Source organism: Streptomyces sp. GL_148 (assembly GCF_057834205.1).
Genome location: NZ_CM174396.1, coordinates 5,564,853 through 5,585,027, shown reverse-complemented (window position 1 = coordinate 5,585,027; position 20,175 = coordinate 5,564,853). Strand labels below are relative to the sequence as shown.

At 70.5% G+C, this 20,175-nt stretch carries 20 protein-coding genes; 11 read left to right on the top strand and 9 right to left on the bottom strand.

The window, feature by feature from the left end:
- Nucleotides 1-51 precede the first annotated feature (51 nt).
- The 5 genes from AC3IYI_RS25885 to AC3IYI_RS25865 all read left to right on the top strand — a co-directional run bounded on the left by AC3IYI_RS25885 (nucleotide 52) and on the right by AC3IYI_RS25865 (nucleotide 5,117).
- A complete protein-coding gene (locus AC3IYI_RS25885) occupies nucleotides 52-966 on the top strand; it encodes an SPFH domain-containing protein (RefSeq protein WP_489405984.1) in 915 nt (304 codons plus the stop codon).
- A gap of 164 nt (nucleotides 967-1,130) precedes the next feature.
- Nucleotides 1,131-1,316: a type II toxin-antitoxin system antitoxin gene (locus AC3IYI_RS25880; protein WP_489411667.1), complete on the top strand. Its 186-nt coding sequence runs from the start codon at nucleotides 1,131-1,133 to the stop codon at nucleotides 1,314-1,316.
- Nucleotides 1,317-1,489: 173 nt separating this feature from the next.
- Nucleotides 1,490-2,014, top strand: coding sequence for a PadR family transcriptional regulator (locus AC3IYI_RS25875; protein ID WP_489405983.1), 525 nt, complete (start codon nucleotides 1,490-1,492; stop codon nucleotides 2,012-2,014).
- Nucleotides 2,011-2,697, top strand: a complete 687-nt coding sequence (locus tag AC3IYI_RS25870; RefSeq protein ID WP_489405982.1) for an ABC transporter ATP-binding protein — start codon at nucleotides 2,011-2,013, stop codon at nucleotides 2,695-2,697. Before AC3IYI_RS25875 ends, AC3IYI_RS25870 begins: the two co-directional genes overlap by 4 nt.
- Nucleotides 2,694-5,117 (top strand): ABC transporter permease, encoded by a 2,424-nt coding sequence (locus AC3IYI_RS25865; RefSeq protein ID WP_489405981.1) that lies wholly within the window; start codon nucleotides 2,694-2,696, stop codon nucleotides 5,115-5,117. Before AC3IYI_RS25870 ends, AC3IYI_RS25865 begins: the two co-directional genes overlap by 4 nt.
- 33 nt (nucleotides 5,118-5,150) lie before the next feature.
- On the opposite strand, the gene AC3IYI_RS25860 is transcribed toward AC3IYI_RS25865, so the two are convergent.
- On the bottom strand, nucleotides 5,151-6,098 hold the full coding sequence (locus AC3IYI_RS25860) for a hydrogen peroxide-inducible genes activator (RefSeq protein ID WP_489405980.1): 948 nt from the start codon (nucleotides 6,096-6,098) through the stop codon (nucleotides 5,151-5,153).
- A gap of 134 nt (nucleotides 6,099-6,232) precedes the next feature.
- Between AC3IYI_RS25860 and AC3IYI_RS25855 the strand changes: the two genes are divergently transcribed.
- Nucleotides 6,233-6,787, top strand: coding sequence for a peroxiredoxin (locus tag AC3IYI_RS25855; RefSeq protein WP_243335739.1), 555 nt, complete (start codon nucleotides 6,233-6,235; stop codon nucleotides 6,785-6,787).
- Between the two features lie 3 nt (nucleotides 6,788-6,790).
- Complete coding sequence (locus AC3IYI_RS25850; RefSeq protein ID WP_489405979.1) at nucleotides 6,791-7,330, top strand: alkyl hydroperoxide reductase; 540 nt, start codon at nucleotides 6,791-6,793, stop codon at nucleotides 7,328-7,330.
- Between the two features lie 117 nt (nucleotides 7,331-7,447).
- On the opposite strand, the gene AC3IYI_RS25845 is transcribed toward AC3IYI_RS25850, so the two are convergent.
- The 6 genes from AC3IYI_RS25845 to AC3IYI_RS25820 form a co-directional block, all read right to left on the bottom strand.
- Nucleotides 7,448-8,146, bottom strand: coding sequence for a hypothetical protein (locus AC3IYI_RS25845; RefSeq protein ID WP_489405978.1), 699 nt, complete (start codon nucleotides 8,144-8,146; stop codon nucleotides 7,448-7,450).
- A gap of 49 nt (nucleotides 8,147-8,195) precedes the next feature.
- On the bottom strand, nucleotides 8,196-8,960 hold the full coding sequence (locus AC3IYI_RS25840) for a hypothetical protein (RefSeq protein WP_489405977.1): 765 nt from the start codon (nucleotides 8,958-8,960) through the stop codon (nucleotides 8,196-8,198).
- On the bottom strand, nucleotides 8,944-10,326 hold the full coding sequence (locus AC3IYI_RS25835; RefSeq protein ID WP_489405976.1) for an AI-2E family transporter: 1,383 nt from the start codon (nucleotides 10,324-10,326) through the stop codon (nucleotides 8,944-8,946). Before AC3IYI_RS25835 ends, AC3IYI_RS25840 begins: the two co-directional genes overlap by 17 nt.
- Before the next feature lie 148 nt (nucleotides 10,327-10,474).
- The gene (locus tag AC3IYI_RS25830; RefSeq protein WP_489405975.1) at nucleotides 10,475-11,173 is read right to left on the bottom strand and encodes an aggregation-promoting factor C-terminal-like domain-containing protein; all 699 of its coding nucleotides are present in this window, start codon (nucleotides 11,171-11,173) and stop codon (nucleotides 10,475-10,477) included.
- A gap of 435 nt (nucleotides 11,174-11,608) precedes the next feature.
- Nucleotides 11,609-12,925, bottom strand: coding sequence for an RNA 5'-3' helicase PhoH2 (phoH2, locus tag AC3IYI_RS25825; protein WP_489405974.1), 1,317 nt, complete (start codon nucleotides 12,923-12,925; stop codon nucleotides 11,609-11,611).
- Nucleotides 12,926-13,350: 425 nt separating this feature from the next.
- The gene (locus AC3IYI_RS25820) at nucleotides 13,351-14,124 is read right to left on the bottom strand and encodes an isoprenyl transferase (RefSeq protein ID WP_489405973.1); all 774 of its coding nucleotides are present in this window, start codon (nucleotides 14,122-14,124) and stop codon (nucleotides 13,351-13,353) included.
- Between the two features lie 140 nt (nucleotides 14,125-14,264).
- Here AC3IYI_RS25820 and mgrA point away from each other — a divergent pair, with 140 nt between their 5' ends.
- Nucleotides 14,265-15,302 (top strand): L-glyceraldehyde 3-phosphate reductase, encoded by a 1,038-nt coding sequence (gene mgrA / locus AC3IYI_RS25815; RefSeq protein ID WP_489405972.1) that lies wholly within the window; start codon nucleotides 14,265-14,267, stop codon nucleotides 15,300-15,302.
- Nucleotides 15,303-15,604: 302 nt separating this feature from the next.
- Here mgrA and AC3IYI_RS25810 read toward each other — a convergent pair whose 3' ends face one another.
- Nucleotides 15,605-16,456, bottom strand: a complete 852-nt coding sequence (locus tag AC3IYI_RS25810) for a hypothetical protein (RefSeq protein WP_489405971.1) — start codon at nucleotides 16,454-16,456, stop codon at nucleotides 15,605-15,607.
- On the bottom strand, nucleotides 16,453-17,121 hold the full coding sequence (locus AC3IYI_RS25805; RefSeq protein WP_489405970.1) for a carboxypeptidase-like regulatory domain-containing protein: 669 nt from the start codon (nucleotides 17,119-17,121) through the stop codon (nucleotides 16,453-16,455). Before AC3IYI_RS25805 ends, AC3IYI_RS25810 begins: the two co-directional genes overlap by 4 nt.
- Nucleotides 17,122-17,260: 139 nt before the next feature.
- Here AC3IYI_RS25805 and AC3IYI_RS25800 point away from each other — a divergent pair, with 139 nt between their 5' ends.
- From AC3IYI_RS25800 to AC3IYI_RS25790, 3 genes are all read left to right on the top strand, one after another.
- The gene (locus AC3IYI_RS25800) at nucleotides 17,261-17,722 is read left to right on the top strand and encodes a DUF192 domain-containing protein (RefSeq protein WP_489405969.1); all 462 of its coding nucleotides are present in this window, start codon (nucleotides 17,261-17,263) and stop codon (nucleotides 17,720-17,722) included.
- 59 nt (nucleotides 17,723-17,781) lie between these two features.
- The gene (locus AC3IYI_RS25795; protein WP_489405968.1) at nucleotides 17,782-18,399 is read left to right on the top strand and encodes an SMI1/KNR4 family protein; all 618 of its coding nucleotides are present in this window, start codon (nucleotides 17,782-17,784) and stop codon (nucleotides 18,397-18,399) included.
- Between the two features lie 297 nt (nucleotides 18,400-18,696).
- A complete protein-coding gene (locus AC3IYI_RS25790) occupies nucleotides 18,697-20,010 on the top strand; it encodes an extracellular solute-binding protein (RefSeq protein WP_489405967.1) in 1,314 nt (437 codons plus the stop codon).
- Nucleotides 20,011-20,175: the final 165 nt, after the last annotated feature.

Sequence of the window (20,175 nt, the reverse complement as noted above, 5' to 3'; positions counted from 1 at the left end):
TATCACTTTGCTAAGCGGCTCGACCGGCCGCAACTGAAGGAAACGGGGCAGATGATGACGAACACCACGGGCGGTACCGAGACCGGCGTACGGGAGTTCCCCGCGCGGAGCGTGGGCGGCGGGCTCGCGCTGCTGCTCGGCCTGGCGGGAGTGGCGGCCGGGGCGGGCCTGATCGCGCTCGGCTCGGCGTCCGGGACCGACGGCGCCAAGGTGGGCCTGATCGCGGCGGGCATCGTCCTCGCCCTCATCTCCCTCATCGCCATGGGCGGGCTGAACACGGTCGCGCCGGGCGAGGCCCGCGTGGTCCAGCTGTTCGGCCGCTACCGCGGCACCGTCCGCACCGACGGACTGCGCTGGGTCAACCCGCTGACCTCCCGCCGGCCCCTGTCCACCCGGGTCCGCAACCACGAGACGGCCGTCATGAAGGTCAACGACGCCTACGGCAACCCGATCGAGCTGGCGGCCGTGGTGGTCTGGCGGGTCGAGGACACCGCCCGGGCCGTCTTCGAGGTCGACGACTTCACCGAGTTCGTCGAGACCCAGACCGAAGCGGCCGTCCGGCACATCGCGATCGAGTACCCCTACGACGCCCACGAGGACGGCGGCCTGTCGCTGCGCGGCAACGCCGAGGAGATCACCGAGAAGCTCGCCGCTGAACTGTCCACCCGCGTCGAGGCGGCCGGCGTCCACATCATCGAGTCCCGCTTCACCCACCTCGCGTACGCCCCGGAGATCGCCTCCGCGATGCTCCAGCGGCAGCAGGCGGGAGCGATCGTCGCGGCGCGCAAGCAGATCGTCGAGGGCGCGGTCGGTATGGTCGAGCTCGCCCTGAACCGCCTCGCGGAGCAGGACATCGTGGACCTCGACCCGGAACGGAAGGCGGCGATGGTGTCCAACCTGATGGTGGTCCTGTGCGGCGACCGCGCGGCCCAGCCGGTCATCAACACGGGCACCCTCTACCAGTGATCCCCGACGACGACGCGGACTCCCCCGCCGACCGGGCCTCCACCGGCCCGGCCGGGTTCGGGGCGGCCGGGTCCGGGGCGGGTGAGTCCGGGGCGGGTGAGTCCGGTACGGCCGAGGGGCCCGCGGCGGCCCCCAAGGCCGCCGGGCGGCAGGCCCGCAAGCAGGTGCTGCTGCGGCTCGACCCGCAGGTGCACGACGCGCTCGCGCGGTGGGCGGGCGAGGAACTGCGCAGCGCCAACGCGCAGATCGAGTTCCTGCTCCGCCGCGCCCTGGCCGAAGCCGGCCGCCTCCCCGGCGGGGCGGGCCCGATCCCGCCCCGGGGCCGCCCCCGCGCCGCTCCGGATTCCTGAAGTTCCCGGCCGCCCCACGGGGCGGCCGGAGTCATGGGCCCCCGTTCCGAGCCACGCTCCGGGCGTCCACCACTCCCCGCGCACCCCCACCGACATGGCCACCAAACTCCCGGAGATCACCTCTGCACTCGATGTATACATCGAGCGTATACACCGCGTGTATAGTCGTCGGCATGTCCATCAGTCATGCACTCCTCGGCCTCCTGGAGGCCGGCCCCCGGCACGGTTACGACCTCAAGCGGACCTTCGACGAGAGATTCGGGCACGACAAGCCCCTGGCCTACGGCCAGGTCTACTCGACCATGTCCCGGCTGCTGAAGAACGGCCTGGTCGAGGTCGACGGGGTGGAGAGCGGCGGCGGTCCCGAGCGCAAGCGGTACGCGATCACCGACGCCGGGATCACCGACGTCGAGGGCTGGCTCGCCCAGCCCGAGAAGCCCGAGCCGTACCTCCAGTCGACCCTCTACACCAAGGTCGTCCTCGCCCTCCTCACCGGCCGCAGCGCCCAGGAGCTGCTGGACACCCAGCGCGCCGAACACCTGCGCCTGATGCGCATCCTCACCCAGCGCAAGCGCAAGGGGGACCTCGCCGACCAGCTGGTCTGCGATCACGCCCTGTTCCACCTCGAAGCGGACCTGCGGTGGCTCGAACTCACCGCCGCCCGCCTCGACCAGCTCGCCCGGGAGATACGCCGATGACCCCGTCCGGCTCCCTGCTCAGCGCCACGGACCTCCGCAAGACCTACGGCACCACCCGCGCCCTCGACCGAGCCGAGTTCTCCATCCACGCCGGCGAGGTCGTCGCGATCATGGGTCCCTCCGGGTCCGGCAAATCGACCCTGCTGCACTGCCTCGCCGGGATCGTCACCCCCGACTCCGGCACCATCACCTACGCCGGACGCGAGCTCTCCGCCATGAACGACGCCGAGCGCAGCGCCCTGCGCCGCGGCGAGTTCGGCTTCGTCTTCCAGTTCGGCCAGCTCGTCCCCGAGCTCACCTGCGTCGAGAACGTCGCCCTGCCGCTCCGCCTCACCGGCGTGAAGCGGAGGCAGGCCGAACGGACCGCCCTGGAATGGATGGAGCGGCTCCAGGTCGACGACCTCGGCCACAAGCGCCCCGGCGAGGTCTCCGGCGGCCAGGGCCAGCGCGTCGCCGTCGCCCGCTCCCTCGTCACCGGCCCCCGGCTGATCTTCGCCGACGAGCCCACCGGCGCCCTCGACTCCCTCAACGGCGAGCTCGTCATGCAGCTGCTCACCGAGGCCGCCCGTTCCACGAACGCCGCCGTCGTCCTCGTCACGCACGAGACCCGCGTGGCCGCGTACTCCGACCGCGAGATCGTCGTACGCGACGGCAAGTCCCGCGACATGGAGCGCGCGGTATGAGTCACGGGAACCACAGCAAGCACGGTGGCCCCGACAGCCCCGACAGCCCCGGCAGCCCCGGCGAGCAGAGTGCGCTCGCCGTCTGGCTCCGCGACCTCGGCCTCGGCGCCCGCTTCGCCTTCGGCGGCGGCCGCCAGGGCTGGACCCGCACCCTCCTCACCGGCCTGGGCGTCGGCCTCGGCGTCGCCCTGCTGCTCGTCACCAGCGCGATCCCGAGCGCCATGGCCGCCCGCGACGCGCGCGGCGCCGCCCGCCAGACGTTCACCTCGCCCACCGCCGAGCAGCCCGGTCCCGACACGCTGCTGATCACCGATGTGAACCAGACGTACCGCTCCTACGGGGTCGACGGACGGCTCGTACAGCCCGAGGGACCGGACGCCCCGCTGCCCCCGGGCGTGAAGAAGTTCCCCGGCCCCGGCGAACTGGTCGTCTCCCCCGCCCTCGACAGGCTGATGAAGACCGGAGAGGGCAAGCTGCTGCGCGACCGCCTCGACGGGAAGATCGTCGCGACCATCGGCGAAGCGGGCCTGGTGGGCCCCGGCGACCTCTACTTCTACGCGGGCAGCGACCGGCTCGCCGAGCTCCAGAAGGAAGCGCCCAACTACATCCAGCGGGTCACCGCCTTCGAGAACACCGCGCCGAAGGAGGGCCTGGACCCCGTCCTCACGCTCCTCGTGGTGCTCACCTTCGTCGCCCTGCTGATGCCGGTCGCCGTGTTCATCGGCGCCGCCGTCCGCTTCGGCGGCGACCGCCGCGACCGCCGGCTCGCCGCCCTGCGCCTGGTCGGCGCCGACGCCCGGATGGTCCGCCGGATCGCCGCCGGCGAGGCCGCCTCCGGATCGCTGATCGGCCTGGTCCTGGGCACCGGCTTCTTCCTGGCCGCCCGCCAACTGGCCCCGGCCATGGACCTCTACCAGCGCAGCGTCTTCCCCTCCGACCTCAACCCGGCGCCCTGGCCGGCCGCGCTCATCGCCGTGGCCGTACCGGCCGCCGCCGTCGCCGTGACCCTGTTCGCCCTGCGCGGCGTGGTCATCGAGCCGCTCGGCGTGGTCCGTACGACGACTCCGGGCAAGCGCCGGATCTGGTGGCGGCTGCTGCTCCCGCTGGCCGGACTCGGCCTGCTGGCCCCGCTGATCGGCAAGGGCAACGACAGCGGGCAGTTCAACCAGTGGCAGGTCTCGGGCGGCGTGGTCCTGCTCCTCGTCGGCATCACCGTCCTGCTCCCCTGGGTGCTGGAACGGGTCGTCGGCCGGATCGGCGGCGCGGGCCCGGTCTCCTGGCAGCTGGCCGCCCGCCGGCTCCAGCTCACCAGCGGCAGTTCCGCCCGACTGGTCAACGGCATCGCCGTCGCGGTCGCCGGAGCCATCGCCCTGCAGATGCTCTTCGCCTCCACCGCGGACTCGTACACCCGCGAGACCGGCCACGACCCCACCCGGGCCTCGATCTCCGTCATGCAGCGCTCCCGCAGCGGCGGCGAGGCCGTCGCCCAGGCCCTGGCCGGGACCAAGGGCATCACCCAGGTCGTCGCGGAGTCCTCGACCAATGCCGGGCGCAGCACGGACATGAGCTACTCGGACACGGCGATCTCGGTGACGACCGGCACCTGCGCCGCCCTCAAGGAGTACGCGGTGCTGCCCTCCTGCAAGGACGGTGACGCCTTCGTCATCACCGGCGATACCGCTCCGAGCGGCATGACCGGCGATACCGCGGGGCCCGGCGAGAAGCTGTTCGCCGGGAACATCTTCAAGGAGGACGAGGGCGAGGGCGCCAAGCCGGTCGCCTGGACGGTGCCCGCCGACGCCCGCACCGTGCAGGCCCGCAAGGGCCCCATGGGCGAAACGCTGACCGGGCTGCTGGTCACCCCGGCCGCCGCCCCGAAGGGCATGGGCGGTTACCAGTCCTCCCGGGTGTACGTGAAGCTGGACCCGAAGGTGCCCGACGCGATGGAGCTGGCCCGCAACGCCGTCTTCAAAGCCGATCCGCTGTCCGTCCCCATGACGATCCAGGCCACCGAGGTCAACGACCGCTACGCCTCCATCCGGACCGGCCTCTTCGTGGGCTCCGCCCTCGTCCTGATGCTGATCGGCGCCAGCCTGCTGGTCTCCCAGCTGGAGCAGCTGCGCGAGCGCAGGCAACTGCTGTCGGCGCTGGTCGCCTTCGGCACCAAGCGCTCCACGCTCAGCCTCTCCGTGCTGTGGCAGACCGCCCTCCCGATCGGTCTGGGCCTGGCCCTGGCCACGGTGGTCGGGCTCGCGCTCGGCACGGTGCTGATGCAGATGGCGGGCGCCACGATCCGGATCAACTGGACCGCGGTCCTGTCGATGATCGGCATCGGCGGAGGTGTGGCCGTCCTGGTGACCCTGCTCAGCCTGCCGCCGCTGCTGCGCCTGATGCGCCCGGACGGGCTGCGCACGGAGTAGCTCCACCGGATCCGCGAAGCCTGCGCCCGCTCCTCAGTCCGTCAGCCAGACGGGAAGCGGGCGTACGGCTTCGCGCAGCGCGTCGGCGACGGTACGGAACTCCTCCGCGCGGGCCGTTCCCGTCCGCATGGCCAGCGCGATCCGCCGCGAGGGCGCCGGTTCGGCGAAGTACCCGGTGGCCAGGTGCTCGTTGCGGGCGGTCTCCAGGCGCAGCGCGGTGCGCGGCAACAGCGTGACGCCGAGCCCCCCGGCGACCAGCTGCACGAGGGTGGACAGCCCGGCGGCGGTCGTGGTGACGTCCGCTCCGGCGGTGCGTCCCGCGTCGTGGCAGATGTCGAGGGCCTGGTCGCGCAGGCAGTGCCCCTCGTCGAGAAGGAGCAGCCGCAGCCCGCGCAGTTCCTCGCGCGGGATGTCCTTGCGGCCGGCGAGCGGGTGATCGCGCGGCGCGAGCAGGACGAAGTCCTCGTCGAAGAGGGGCAGTTCGGTGACGCCGGGTACCCCGAGCGGCACGGCGAGCAGGAGCAGGTCGAGCCGCCCGCCGGCGAGCCCGTCCAGCAGCGAGGCCGTCTGCTCCTCGTGCACCTGGAGGTCGAGGCGCGGGTAGCGCCGGTGGAAGAGCCCGAGCACGGTCGGCAGCAGGTACGGGGCCACGGTGGGAATCACCCCGAACCGCAGCGCCCCGGTGAAGGGGGCCCGTACCGCCTCCGCCTCCTCCAGCAGCCCGCCCATCGCGTCGAGCACGGCCCGCGCCCGGCCCGCGATCCGCTCACCGGCGGGCGTGAGCAGCACCTTGCGCGTGGTCCGCTCCAGCAGCCGCACCCCGAGCGCCTCCTCCAGCGCGGACACGGCCCCCGAGAGTGCGGGCTGGCTCATCCCGATCGCGGCGGCCGCGTCCCGGAAGTGCAAGTGCTCGGCCACGGCGGCGAAGGCCCGCAGCTGGGCGAGCGTCGCCTGTTTCGCTCCTCTATTGCCCACAGCCATTGATAGGCACCTCCGATCACTCGGCACCAGGTTAGCTATTTCTGCAATCAATGCAGCTGTGTCAGCATGTGAGATACGTCCAACCCCCCGGAAAGCCCCCAAAAGGGTCACTTTCCTTTCCGCAAGGAGAGCACGTGCTCACTGTCGGCGACCAGTTCCCCACCTACGACCTGACCGCTTGCGTCTCGCTGGAGGCCGGAGCCGAGTTCGCGCAGATCGACCACAAGACCTACGAGGGCAAGTGGAAGATCATGTTCTCCTGGCCGCTCGACTTCACCTTCGTGTGCCCGACGGAGATCGCCGCCTTCGGCAAGCTGAACGACGAGTTCGCCGACCGTGACGCCCAGATCCTCGGCTTCTCGCTCGACTCCGAGTACGTCCACCACGCCTGGCGCAAGGACCACGCCGACCTGCGCGACCTGCCCTTCCCGATGATGTCCGACATCAAGCGCGAGCTCTGCGCCGACCTCGGCATCCTCGGCTCGGACGGCCTCCCGATGCGCGCCGTCTTCATCGTGGACCCGAACAACGAGATCCAGTTCTCCATGGTGACCGCCGGTTCCGTCGGCCGGAACCCCAAGGAGGTCCTGCGGGTCCTCGACGCCCTGCAGACCGACGAGCTGTGCCCCTGCAACTGGAACAAGGGCGAGAGCACCATCGACGCCGGCGCGCTGCTGGCCGGTGAGTGAGCGATGTCCCTCGACTCCCTCAAGTCCGCCCTGCCGGACTTCGCCAAGGACCTGAAGCTGAACCTCGGTTCGGTCATCGGCAATCAGGACGCCCTGACGCAGCAGCAGCTGTGGGGCACGGTCCTGTCCTGCGCCATAGCGGCGCGCTCCCCGCGCGTCCTGCGCGAGCTGGAGCCGGAGGCGAAGGCGGCCCTGTCGCCGGAGGCGTACACCGCCGCCAAGTCGGCCGCCGCGATCATGGCGATGAACAACGTCTTCTACCGCACCCGCCACCTGCTCTCCGACCCGGAGTACGGCAACCTGCGCGCGGGCCTGCGGATGAACGTCATCGGCAACCCCGGTGTGGAGAAGGTCGACTTCGAGCTGTGGTCGCTGGCCGTCTCCGCGATCAACGGCTGCGGCCAGTGCCTGGACTCGCACGAGCAGGTCCTGCGCAAGGCCGGCGTGGACCGTGAGACGGTCCAGGAAGCCTTCAAGATCGCCTCGGTGATCCAGGCCGTCGCCGTCACCCTCGACTCCGAGGCCGCCCTCGCGGGCGAGTAGCCCGCCCCGTACGCGCACCAGGGCCCCCGCAGCCGATCCGGCTGCGGGGGCCCTTCCGCACGCGCTGACGGCCGGTCACCGGCTACCGGCTACCGGCTACCGGCTACCGGCTACCGGCTACCGCCGGAGCTTCGCCATCAGCGTCCGCAAATCCTCGATCACCGCCGCGTCGATCGCGTCCTCGTCCACGCCGGACGGCTTGTCGGAGTCCTGGAACCAGTCCACGGTCAGCGTGAAGACCGCCCCTCCGTCGAGCACCGTCAGCCGCTCCCCACCGCCCCCGTAGTACCGGTCGAGCACGGCCCGGTCGCCCAGGCCCGGCACGTCGCTGCGGTCCACGGGGTCCATCCCCGACCGGATGCCCTGCACGGGTCCGGTGGCGAACTCCGGCCCGGGGTCGGTCTTCTTGTGGAGCTGCACCAGCACCTGCGCCTCGTACGTGACGGATTCCTTCTCGTACGCCATCCCGACCTGGCAGAACGCCCAGTCCTGCGCGGGGCTCAGGCCCTGCCTGCTGTTGGACCCGTCGAAGGCCCTGCCGACGGCCTGGCCGAGCACCTTGAGCTCCGTCTCCTTGCACAGCTCGCCGGAGTGCCGGTAGTCGATGCGCGGAGCAGTGGAGAAACGATCCTGCACGGCCAGTGTCCCCGCCCAGACCGCCGAGGCCACCACCATCCCGCCCAGCGCCCACACCCACCGCCCACGAGGGCTCCGTAGGCGCGCGGGCGCGGGCGCGGGCGCGGGCTCGATCGCCTCGGCCCCCTCCGCCCCGCTCGCCGTGTGCCAGTCCCCGTCGATCTCGGGCTCGCTGATCATCCCCGTGTCCCCCGTCCCCGCGCCCCCGCGCGCCCGGCACCGACCGCGCCTACCGCCGCAGCGCCTTCATCAGGCCGTGCATGTCGTCGATCATCGCAGCCTGGACCGCATCGGAATCGGGCTTCGGCGGATCTTCCGGAGGGCCGGAGCTTGCGATCGGATTGCCGTCGCCGTCGACCTCGTCCGGGCCCAACGCCCACACCGTCACGTCCACGGTGAACACCGCACCCCCGTCGAGGACGGTCAGCCGCCACGACTGCTCGTACCCCATCTCAAAGATCAGCGCCCGCTCCCCGAGCCCCGGCACCGAGCGCGGCTCCGCGCGGCTGATGCCGGTCCAGCCCGCAGGGGCGGGATCCGCGCCGAACTCCGCGGCGGGGTCGGTCCGTTTGTGCAGGCTCATCGAGGCCTGGACCTCGTACGCGAGCCGGAGCCCGGGGCCCTCCTCAGGGTCTCGCGAGGTGCTCAGCTGGCAGTACGCCTGGTCCACTCCCGGGTGCTCGAACACTTTCGGGGTGGACTCGAACCGGATCACCTCGGCCAGCCGGGCCAGCGCGGGCAGCTTCGCCTCGTCGCACAGGCTCATGGGCAGCCCGTACCGCAGCGGCGGGCGGTCGACCTGCGGGGTCGCGGCCCACCAGGCGCCGGCCCACGGCACGGAAGCCAGCAGGGCCCCGCCGAGCGCCCACCGCCACGGGCGGCGGCCTGGCCGCCACGAGGACCTCCCGTCGGTCCGGAGCTCCAGCGGCCCCTGCGGCCCCTCCGGGTCCGGCAGACCGGACGACCCTCCGTCGAACTCAGGCTCCGTTATCACCCGTACGTGTCCCCTCCGCCTGGGATACCGCCTGACCCAGGGCCGTCGCACCGTGCGGCCCGGGGCCGACCGGGGAGAGCCCGTGATGGAGCTGTTCGCGGGAGTAGGCCCGCAGGTAGCCGACGACGGTGTTGGTGACGGCGACCAGCGGGACGGCGACCACCGCTCCACCGATGCCGGCCACCAGGCCGCCGGCCGCCACCGAGAGCACCACCGCGAGCGGGTGGACCCGTACCGCCCGGCCCAGGATGAAGGGCTGGAGCACGTGGCCCTCGATCTGCTGCACGGCCAGGACCACCAGCAGCACCATCGTCGCGGTGAACGGCCCCTGGGTCACCAGGGCCACGACCACGGCGAGGACGCCGGAGATCACGGCGCCGACGAGCGGGATGAAGGCGAACAGGAAGATGAAGACGGCGAGCGGCACGGCCATCGTCACGTCGAGGAAGTAAAGGCCCAGGCCGATGAACACGGCGTCGATGAGGGCCACCAGGACCGTGCCGCGCACGTACGCGGTCAGGGTGCGCCAGGCGCGCGGACCGGCGCCGGCCACGCCGGGGCGGGCGGCGGCCGGGAGCAGGCCCGTGGTCCACGTCCAGATCCGCTTGCCGTCGTAGAGCAGGAAGAGCGTGGAGAACATCGCGAGCAGCATGCCCGTCAGCACTTCGACGAGGACCGTCACGCCCTGCAGGCCGGCGGAGGTGATCTGCTCGGTGTTGGTGCCGATGGTCTCGCTGAGGTTCTTGGCGATCTCGTTGATCTGCTTCTCGGTCACGTGGAACGGGCTGTCCAGCGCGGCGAGTTTGAGGTCGTTGATGCCTTCGCGCAGTCGGGCGGAGAGCTGGTCGAGGTTGTCCATGACCTGCCAGACCACGAACCAGCCGACCAGCCCGATGACCACGAACCCGAGGATCGCGGTGACGGCCGTGGCAAGTCCCCGGGGCATGCCGAGCCGGCGCAGCCGGACCACGAAGGGCTGGAGCAGCGCGGTGACCAGGAGGGCTGCGGCGAAGGCGAGGACGACCAGGCGGACTTCGCTGATCACCCGCATCAGGACCCAGAGCATCCCGGCGAGCAGCAGCAGCCGCCAGCTCGCCTCGGCGGCGACGCGCACGCCCCACGGGATGACGGACACCGGGTCGGGGCGCACGGGGGTGGCGTAGCCCGCGTGTTCGGCGCCCGGGTACCCCGGGGGCGGGATGTGCGGTGGGGCGAGGGCCGGCGAAGCGGGGGCCGACGGGGCCTGGGCCGGGGAGGACGGGGCGTCGGAGGTCTCGGCCTCGACCTCGGCGCGCCGCTCCGCGAGCCGGGCCTCCACGTGGCTCAGCCTCTTGCCGAGCCGGCCGAGCCAGCCTGTCTTCGCCATGTCGTTCCCTTCCCCCCGCCCCTGGACCCCTGCCCGGGCACACCTCGAAAGACCGTACACGCGAGGAGCCCCGCACCGTAGGACGATGCGGGGCTCTTCGAGGTTGAGGCACGCGGGCGCGCTCTCGTACCGGTGTGTCCGGGTGTGCCTAGTACCAGTGGTTGGCCTGGTGGAAGCTCCAGGCTCCACACGGGCTGCCGTAGCGGTCGTTCATGTAGTTCAGACCCCACTCGATCTGCGTGGCGGGGTTGGTGCGCCAGTCGGCGCCCGCCGAGGCCATCTTCGAACCGGGCAGGGCCTGGACGAGGCCGTAGGCGCCCGAGGACGAGTTCACGGCCCGGTAGTTCCAGGTGGATTCCTGGTTGATGATCTTGGAGAAGCATGCGAACTGCCCCGCCGGGACCATCTGCTGGGCGATCGCCTTGACCTGGGCGACCGTGTAGGAGGCCTGGGGTGCGAAAGAGGATCCGTCGCGGGAGGTGGAACGGCTGGCAGCCTGCTCCCTCTCCTCACGCTCCTGCTTCGCCTTGTCGTCCGCGGCCTTCTGCGCCTCGGCCTTCTTCGCCTTGGCATCCTGGGCGGCCTGGATGCGGGCCGCCTCCTCCGCCGAGCGCTTGGCGTCGGTGTCGGCGGCGTGGGCGATGGAGTCGGCCTGCTGCGTCAGGGACGCGTTCTGGACCTGCGCCTGCTCGTCGACCGGGATGTCAGCGAGGAGAGTCATCCCGGACGCGGTCGTCTCGAGATCGTTCGAGGCGGGGTCGCCAGTGGCAACACCCACGACGGCGCCGACGGTGGTGACAGCGGTGGCCGAAGCCACAGCGAATCCCCGAACCGAGATCCGGCTCACACGGTTTCCTTCCAGCAGCGTCCGCAGTGACCGCGCGGGCGCAATAGTGCCCTGACACTGGCCTCCGTGGTGGTGCGGTCACTGGAGGCGCGGGCCCGTGGGCAACTCCCTTGCGGGAGTGCCGCGTGATGCTCCGGGCGGCATACGGCAATCGATTGTGGAGTTAGCGGTACTGCGCGCATCTCACGGGAGATACAGGTGTGCCGTATGCGGGGCCTGACGGAAAACAGACTCTGCCGGACCTCGACGCCGCAGGGCAATTCTCCGTTGCGTGGGAAAGGTCACACCTGGCATGTCGCCATTGGTTTCGACAAACCCCTGTGCGTCAAGGCGCCGCCCGGCTAGGCTCTCTGGCCTTTGCCGGGCGGCGCCAACTCACGCTCCCGCTATGGGTGTTTTACCTGCTTTGCGGCCCGTGCGGGCCGGCCGGCGGCCCTAGAGGTTCTCCAGCATCTCGGTGACCAGCGCGGCGATCGGCGAGCGCTCGGAACGGGTCAGCGTGACGTGCGCGAAGAGCGGATGACCCTTCAGCTTCTCGACCACGGCCACGACTCCGTCGTACCGGCCGACCCGCAGGTTGTCCCGCTGGGCCACGTCGTGGGTGAGAACCACCCGCGAATTGGCCCCGATACGGGACAGAACGGTCAGCAGGACATTGCGCTCCAGCGACTGCGCCTCGTCCACGATCACGAACGCGTCGTGCAGCGAGCGGCCGCGGATGTGCGTGAGCGGCAGGACCTCCAGCATCCCGCGGTTCAGCACCTCCTCGATGACCGCGCGCCCGGCGACCGCCGAGAGGGTGTCGAACACCGCCTGGGCCCAGGGGCTCATCTTCTCGTTGGCGTCCCCGGGGAGGTAGCCGAGGTCCTGGCCGCCGACCGCGTACAGCGGCCGGAAGACCATCACCTTCTGATGCTGCCTCCGCTCCAGTACGGCCTCCAGCCCCGCGCACAGCGCCAGCGCCGACTTTCCGGTGCCGGCCCGGCCGCCCATCGAGATGATCCCGATCTCGGGGTCGAGCAGGAGGTCGAGCGCGATCCGCTGCTCGGCGCTGCGGCCGTGCAGCCCGAAGGCCTCGCGGTCGCCCCGTACGAGCTTCACGTTGCCGTCGGCCGTGACCCGGCCCAGCGCCTTGCCTCGCTCCGACTGGATGACCAGACCGGTGTGCACGGGGAGTTCCGCGGCCTCCGGTACGTAGAGCCGCTCCTCGGAGAAGAGCAGGTCCACCTGCTCCCCGGAGAGCGCCAGCTCCGTCATGCCGGTCCAGCCGGCATCGGTGATCGCGAGCTCCGCGCGGTACTCCTCGGCCATCAGCCCCACGGAGGAGGCCTTGATGCGCAGGGGGAGGTCCTTCGAGACGACCGTGACGTCGTAGCCCTCGGCCTGGAGGTTGCGCGCGACCGCGAGGATCCGCGAATCGTTGTCCCCCAGCCGGAAGCCCGCGGGCAGGACGCTCTGGTCGGAGTGGTTGAGCTCGACGCGCAGGGTGCCGCCCAGATCGCCCAGCGGGATGGGTGCGTCGAGGCGACCGTGGAGCACCCGGAACTCGTCGAGCAGCCGCAGGGCCTGACGGGCGAAGTAGCCGAGTTCGGGATGGTGCCTCTTTGCCTCCAGCTCGGTGATCACCACGATCGGGAGCACGACCTCGTGCTCGTCGAAGCGGGAGATCGCGTTGGGGTCTGCCAGCAGGACGCTGGTGTCGAGGACGTAGGTCCGCCTGTCGGGCAGGCGGCTCTTTGTGCTGGTCACCACGGAAGGACGTACCCCCTCGGAAGAGGTCGGGCCATGAAGACCGGACCGGTCATCGGCACCCCTGCGCGGGCCGACTTCCGGCCCTCCACTCCGTCCGTGCGAACCGCACGTGCGTCCTGGTGCAAAGGGCCTCCCGGGCGGACGACCCCATGCCGTCCGCTGAGACTCGACACCCGTGGATCGGGCGTCGACCTGCAAGGGATATTCCCCGAATGGGTCCAGCCATGCCATGGCATATGACGGACGCTCGGTGAATCCCTGGTGAAGGCCTCGCGCGGAGGGTTCCCAGGGGCCCCTGAAGGCCCCGAGGGCGTACGGGAACACGGGGACGGCGCGCCACGGAGGAATCCGGGCGCGCCGTGAGGTGCCGAGGGGGCGTCAGAGACCCGCAGGTCAGGTGCCGTACGGGGGGCCTTCCGGGCGGGTCAGCTGCCGTAGCGCCGGTGGCGGGCGGCGTAGTCACGCAGGGCGCGCAGGAAGTCGACCTTGCGGAAGGCCGGCCAGAAGACTTCGCAGAAGTAGTACTCGGAGTGCGCGCTCTGCCACAGCATGAATCCGGACAGCCGCTGCTCTCCGCTGGTGCGGATCACCAGGTCCGGGTCGGGCTGGCCGCGCGTGTAGAGGTGCTCCGCGATGTGCTCGATGTCGAGGATCTCGGCGAGCTCCTCGAAGGAGGTGCCCTTCGAGGCGTGCTCCAGCAGGAGCGAGCGGACCGCGTCGGCGATCTCCTGGCGGCCGCCGTAGCCGACCGCGACGTTGACGAGTATCCCGTCGACGTGGCGGGTGGCCTCCATGGCCTCCTTCAGGACGCTCTGGGTCCCGGAGGGCAGGATGTCGAGGTTGCCGACGTGGTGGACGCGCCAGCGGCCGTCTGCGGCGAGGCCCCGGACGGTGTTCTCGATGATGTTGAGCAGCGGGCGGAGCTCGACCTCGGGCCGGTCCAGGTTGTCCGTGGAGAGCATCCACAGGGTGACGACCTCGACGTCCGTCTCGGTGCACCAGCCCAGCATCTCGGAGATCTTGTCGGCGCCGGCCTGGTGGCCCTGCACCGTCGTGCCTCCGGACGCCTTGGCCCAGCGCCGGTTCCCGTCCAGGATCACGCCGATGTGCTTGGGCGTCTCGTCATGGTCGATGCGGCCTTCCACCCGGCGTGCGTAGAGCCTGTACACAGGACGGCGTACCAGGTCGCGCAGCTTCACGATCTTCCAGCCCCTCCGAGCGATACCCCCGTGCGGAATGCGATGGTCCCCCCAAGTCCGCCACAGACCGCCACATTACTGCGCGACGGGATCCGGAACCCAACTCGGTCCTGTCACAAGTCCGTGATAGGGAGGACATCGTGACTGAAAACAATCCCTATCGGGCAGAGCCTTCGCGCTACGACTCCATGGAGTACCGGCGCACCGGCCACAGCGGCCTCAAGCTCCCCGCGATCTCCCTCGGCCTCTGGCACAACTTCGGCGACGACGCGTCCCTGGGGTCCCAGCGGGCGATCCTGCGCCGGGCCTTCGACCTCGGCGTCACCCACTTCGACCTGGCGAACAACTACGGCCCGCCCCCCGGCTCGGCCGAGCTGAACTTCGGGAAGATCTTCGCGCAGGACTTCGCGTCCCACCGCGAGGAGCTGGTCCTGTCCACCAAGGCCGGCTACCTCATGCACGAGGGGCCGTACGGCGAATGGGGCAGCCGCAAGTACCTGCTCGGGTCGCTGGACGCGTCACTGAAGCGGATGGGCGTCGACTACGTCGACATCTTCTACTCGCACCGCTTCGACCCGGACACCCCGCTGGAGGAGACCATGGGCGCGCTGGCGTCCGCGGTCCAGCAGGGCAAGGCGCTCTACGTGGGCGTGTCCTCGTACACCGCGGAGCAGACGGCCGAGGCGGCCCGGCTGCTGCGTGAGATGGGCGTGCGCCCCCTGATCCACCAGCCCTCGTACTCCATGATCAACCGCTGGACGGAGGACGACGCACTGCTGGACACCCTGGAGGAGGCCGGCATGGGCTGCATCTCCTTCGTGCCGCTCGCGCAGGGGCTGCTGACCGGGAAGTACCTCAAGGGGATCCCGGAGGGCTCGCGGGCCACCCAGGGCAAGTCCCTCAACCCCGACCTGCTGTCGGACGAGGTCGTGCGCCGGCTCAACGGGCTGAACGAGATCGCGGCGCGGCGCGGGCAGACGCTGGCCCAGCTCGCGCTGAACTGGGTGCTGCGGGACGAGCGGATGACCTCGGCGCTGATCGGCGCGTCGAGCGTGAAGCAGCTCGAAGAAAATGTGGCTTCCCTGTCCGGCGCACCCCTGTCGGAGCAGGAGCTAAAGGAGATCGACTCCTTCGCGGTGTCCACCCCCGGTGCCAACATCTGGGCCCAGCGGGGCTGACCTGCGTCTTTGCCGCACGCTGCGCGGAGACAAAAAACGGGCCGGTCCGTGGGGGGGATACGGACCGGCCCGAGGGGGGGGTTCCACCATAACCCTTCGTAAAGCCTGCTGCGCGCATCACCGCGACACGATTACTCTCCGGAGCCGTCCGGGAGCACTCCGCAGAGCCGAAACGGCCCCACAGCCCTTGCGGGGCCCGGCCTGAGCCCGTACGGACCAACCTGCCGCCGTCCCTCCCCCGGGGGACCCCCTCGGGTGCGCCGCCTTGACGCCGAAGCCCGGACCGGGGGGTGGGTCGGGGCCTAGCCCACCGTGACGTGGACGGAGTCGGTGGCGTTGTCGAAGCGGGTGGCGCCGCCGTCGGTGAAACGGACCTGCCAGTCACCGGAGCCGGTGGGGATGACCGACCTGCGGTAGTAGCCCGTGGAGCTGGTCGTCGACGGGCTGACCTCCTTCCAGGTGGTGGAACCCGTCGGCTTGAAGAAGTAGTGCACCTTCTGCCCCGCAAGCGGCTTGGCAGTGCCCTCCGGGGTCAGCGTGTACAGGGTGCCCTTCATCGTCAGCGGAGAGCCCTTGGGGAGGGTCCGGGGGAGCTTGCTCGGGGCGAACCAGGTGTGGAGCCTGGACGGCTTCAGGACCTTGGTTCCGGTGCTCGGAGCGATCGTCTTCGACCCGTGGACGCTGAGCCGATAGGCGTTCACCTGGTACGTCGGTACGTCGGCCGTCACGGAGAAGGCCGTGCCGAACGCCCTGGACGCCGTCCGCACGGTCGACCACTTGCCGTCCGCCCGCAGGGCCTCGACGGCGATCGTCGCATCGGCCTTGATGGTGCCGTCGACCAGGAGCGCCTTGCCGGTGAACCGCAGCTTGCCGTCGGAGGTGGTGGTCAGCTTCTCCTCGGTCATCCGCGTGGTGTTGTTGACCTTGGCGATGGAGAGGGACCCCCTGGTGGAGGTCTCCAGCCAGGAGCCGTAGGTCCAGACGTTCCAGGTGCCGGGCTGCTCCACCCTGGCCAGGACCTTGAAGCTGCCGTCGGCCCTGGTGGCACGCCCACTGAGGTAGTTCGTGCAGCTCGCGGGGGCGACGCACTGCCCGTGGGTGTTGTGCCCCGCGCCGACCGGCTTGACCGTGCCGTCGTCGGCGAGGCGGGTCATCTTGCCGAGAACCAGTTGTAGCCGTAGTCCAGGGTCAGGTCCTTCGCCGGCCCGGTCATCGTCACGAAGGCCTTCTGCGGCTTGATCTTGAGGGCCGCGTGCCCCTCTCTGTGGCTCAGGTCGTCGCCGAACTCTGCGGTCAGTTTCAGAACGCCCTCCGTGCCCGTGGCCGAGAAGGGGATGGAGTACCGGCCGTCGGCGTCGGTCTTCCCGGAGAAGGAGTTCGTCGAGTAGGTGTAGACCGTCACCTGCGTACCGGCCACCGGTACCCGGGCGCCGGTCTTCGGGTCCTTGGCCGTGACCCGGCCGGTGGCCACCGCACCCCGGCTGTCGAGGGTGAACTCCTGCCTGCTGGAAGCGATGTCAAGGACGGCGTCCGGGCCGTAGAAGAACTTCTTGCTGCCGGACTGGCTGCCTTCCTGACCGGTGACCGGGTCCTTGGCGTGCAGGTCCACCTCGTAGAAGCCCACCGCGTCCAGCACGATCGGGTCACTGTCCCAGTAGCTGTAATCACCCTCGGAAAACATCTTGAACTTGGTGATGCTGTGCACGACCTCCGTGGTGCCGGCCCGGCGGACGTCGAGCCGCACCGGATCCATGTTGGTGTCGTCGAGCGTCGCCTGGTACCGGTCGAAGCCCAGCACCTCGACGATGGGCAGGGGCACCCCGACCTTCTCACCCGTGGTCCTCGCGGCCGGCTTCCTGCCCGCCGGAGCAGGAGCCACCGCGGCAGCGGGCGCGTCCGAGGGCGCCGGGGCGGCCACGGCAGACGGGTGTTTGACGACAGGCCCTAGGGTGGCCCGCATGGGGAAGAGGGAACGCTGGCGCGACGGCGGGGCCACGCTCTACGTCGACCGGGGCGCGGCGCCGGGAACGCCCGCGGGGCACGCGGAGGCTGCGGGGCACCTGGAGCCGCTGGAGCGCCTGGAGCTCCCGGATCCCTTGGAGGTGCCCGTGGAGGTGCCCGTGGAGGTGGCCGCCTCCTACCGGGCCCGCACGCGCGGCCTGCTCGGGCGGGACGGCATCGAAGGGGCGATGCTCCTGACCCCGGCCTCGAGCGTGCACACCTTCCGGATGCGCTTCGCCATCGACGTGGCCCACCTCGACCGCCGGCTCACCGTCATCGCGCTGACCACCATGGCTCCCGGCCGGCTCGGCCGCCCCCGGCTGCGCGCCCGCCACGTCCTGGAGGCCGAGGCCGGAGCCATGGCCGCCTGGGGCCTGCGCGTCGGGTCCCCGCTGCGGGTCCGTCTCACCGCGCGCTAGGCGCCACAGTGCACCGGCGGTAGGTTGGGGCGGTTGAGCTGGGGTGGCAGGGGAGCGGCATGACCGAGAACGCGCGCATCAAAGCGCTGGAGCAGATCATGCCGGCGACTCACGGAGCCGACGAGGACATCGACTGGCAGGCGGCCGAGGCCGTCTGGGGCAGCCGCTTTCCCTCCGACTTCGTCGCCTTCATGGGCCGCTTCGGCGCGGGCTCGATCAACGGCGAGGCGAGCGTGCTGCTGCCGCTGCCCAAGCCCGGGCTCCAGTGGGATCCGGCCCAGATGGCGGAGGAGACGGCCAACGCCCGCCAGGTCTGGGAGGCGGAGGGCGGCCGGGCCGCCTTCGACGTGGCCCCGGAGTCGATCCTCGCCTGGGGCGTCACCGGCGGCTCCGACATCCTGTGCTGGCTGACGACCGACCCCGACCCCGACCGCTGGCCCGTTCTGGTGGTCGGCCGGCGCACCGCCGACTCCTTCGCGGTGTACCCGTACGGCATGGCCGAGTTCCTCCACCTGCTGTGCTCCGACGAGTTCGACGTGAGCCCGGTCAGCATCACCTTCTGGGACGGCGGCCACCTCAGCTTCGTGCACTGGCGCAAAGCCCAGCGCCGCTGGCAGGAGGGGCGCAACCCCGAAACGGGCGAGCCCGATCCGTACGCGGGCGACTTCGCGGACTGAGACCCCGCCCGCTCCCCCGCCGTTCCTCCCACCACCCCTTCCGCCCGTTCCGCCGCGCTCCGTGGCCGGAAACGGGCGTTTCGGCATGTCTACGCGCGTCCGAATTGTTGATCACATATCGGAAAACACCATTCTGAAATGCCGCACTTGGAGCATTGAACACAAGTGCCGACCCAATGGAACCAACCGCCCTCCCTCAGGAGAGAATTCCGGCCAACGGGCCACTGAGGGACACCGCAGCCCGGAGTAACTCATAAGTAATAACGAGACTCAAAAGAAAATCAGGGGAATACACCCGTGCGACGAAGAATCTTCAGCGCGGCCGCCACCACGGTCGTGCTCGGTCTGCTGATACCGCTGGCCGGCTGTGGCAGCTCCGGCGGAAGCTCTGATGACAGCGGTACCCTCCGCCTCGTCGCCGCCGAATACGGCGACCCCTCGACCAACAGCAGTTCCAAGGCTTTCTGGGACAAGGTGACGGCTGATTTCACCGCCTCGAACCCCGACATCAAGGTCCAGGTCCAGCTCCTGCCGTGGGCCGACATCGACCGCGAAGTCTCCCGCATGGTCAAGGCCGGCAACGCCCCGGACATGGCCCTCATGGGCGGCTACTCGGACTTCGCGGCGCAGGGCAAGCTCTATTCCGCGCCCGAACTCCTCTCGGTTTCCGCCGAGGCGAACTTCCTCCAGCCCCTCTCCGACGCCGGCTCCGTCGGCAACACCCTCTACGGCCTGCCCTTCGTGGCGAGCAGCCGCCTCCTCTTCTACAACGAGGAGCTGCTCATCGAAGCCGGGGTCATCCCGAAGGGCTCCAAGAACGGCTGGCAGCCCAAGACCTGGTCGGACCTGAAGGCCGCCGCCACGGCGCTCAAGGCCAAGGGCGTGAAGACCCCGTTCGCCATGCCCCTGGGCCCGGAGGAGGCGCACGCCGAGGCGATGATCTGGGAGCTCAGCAACGGCGGCGGCTACGCCGACAACAGCGGCAACTACAGCCTGGCCTCCGAGCAGAACATCCTGACCTTCAAGTGGATCAAGGAGCACCTGGTCACCCCCGGGCTGCTCGGTCCCACTCCCCCGTCCAAGCTGAACCGCGCCGACGCCTTCGCCGCCTTCACGCGCGGCGAGGTCGGCATGCTCAACGGCTACCCCCAGCTCGCCCACGAGGCGCGCGCCAAGGGGATCACGGTCGGTGCCGTCGCGATGCCCGCCTCGGACACGCTGAACACCGGGGAAGTCCCGCCGAACGTGGGCGTGGCCGACTGGATGATGGCCTTCAAGCAGAACGACCACCGCGAGGAGATCGGCAAGTTCCTGGACTTCGTCTACCGGGACAAGAACCTGTCGGACTTCGCCGGCCGCTACCACCTGCTGCCGTCCACCGTCTCGGCTTCCCGCACGATGGCCGGAACCTCGGGCATGGACAAGAACGACCAGCAGTTCCTGAACGCCCTGCGCGGTGCGCAGCTCTACCCGGTCAACGACCCGTCCTGGGTGGTCATCAGTGACACCATCAAGCGCAACATCGGCCGCGCCGTGGACCCTGGCGGCGACCCGAAGGCCGTCCTGGAGGAGATCGCCTCCAAGGCGAACGAGGCCAAGAAGGCCCGCTGACGCACGTCCACGCCGCCGTGGAGAAACCCCCGAACGCCCCTGTCGAAAGGGACCTTCGCCCCCTGCCGCGCCCCACCCCGCGCGGCATCATGGCTGGTACGGCCTTGATCCAAGGCCGAGGCCCAGCCGCCCGCAGCGCCCACAAGGCGCGCGGGGCGGCCGGCC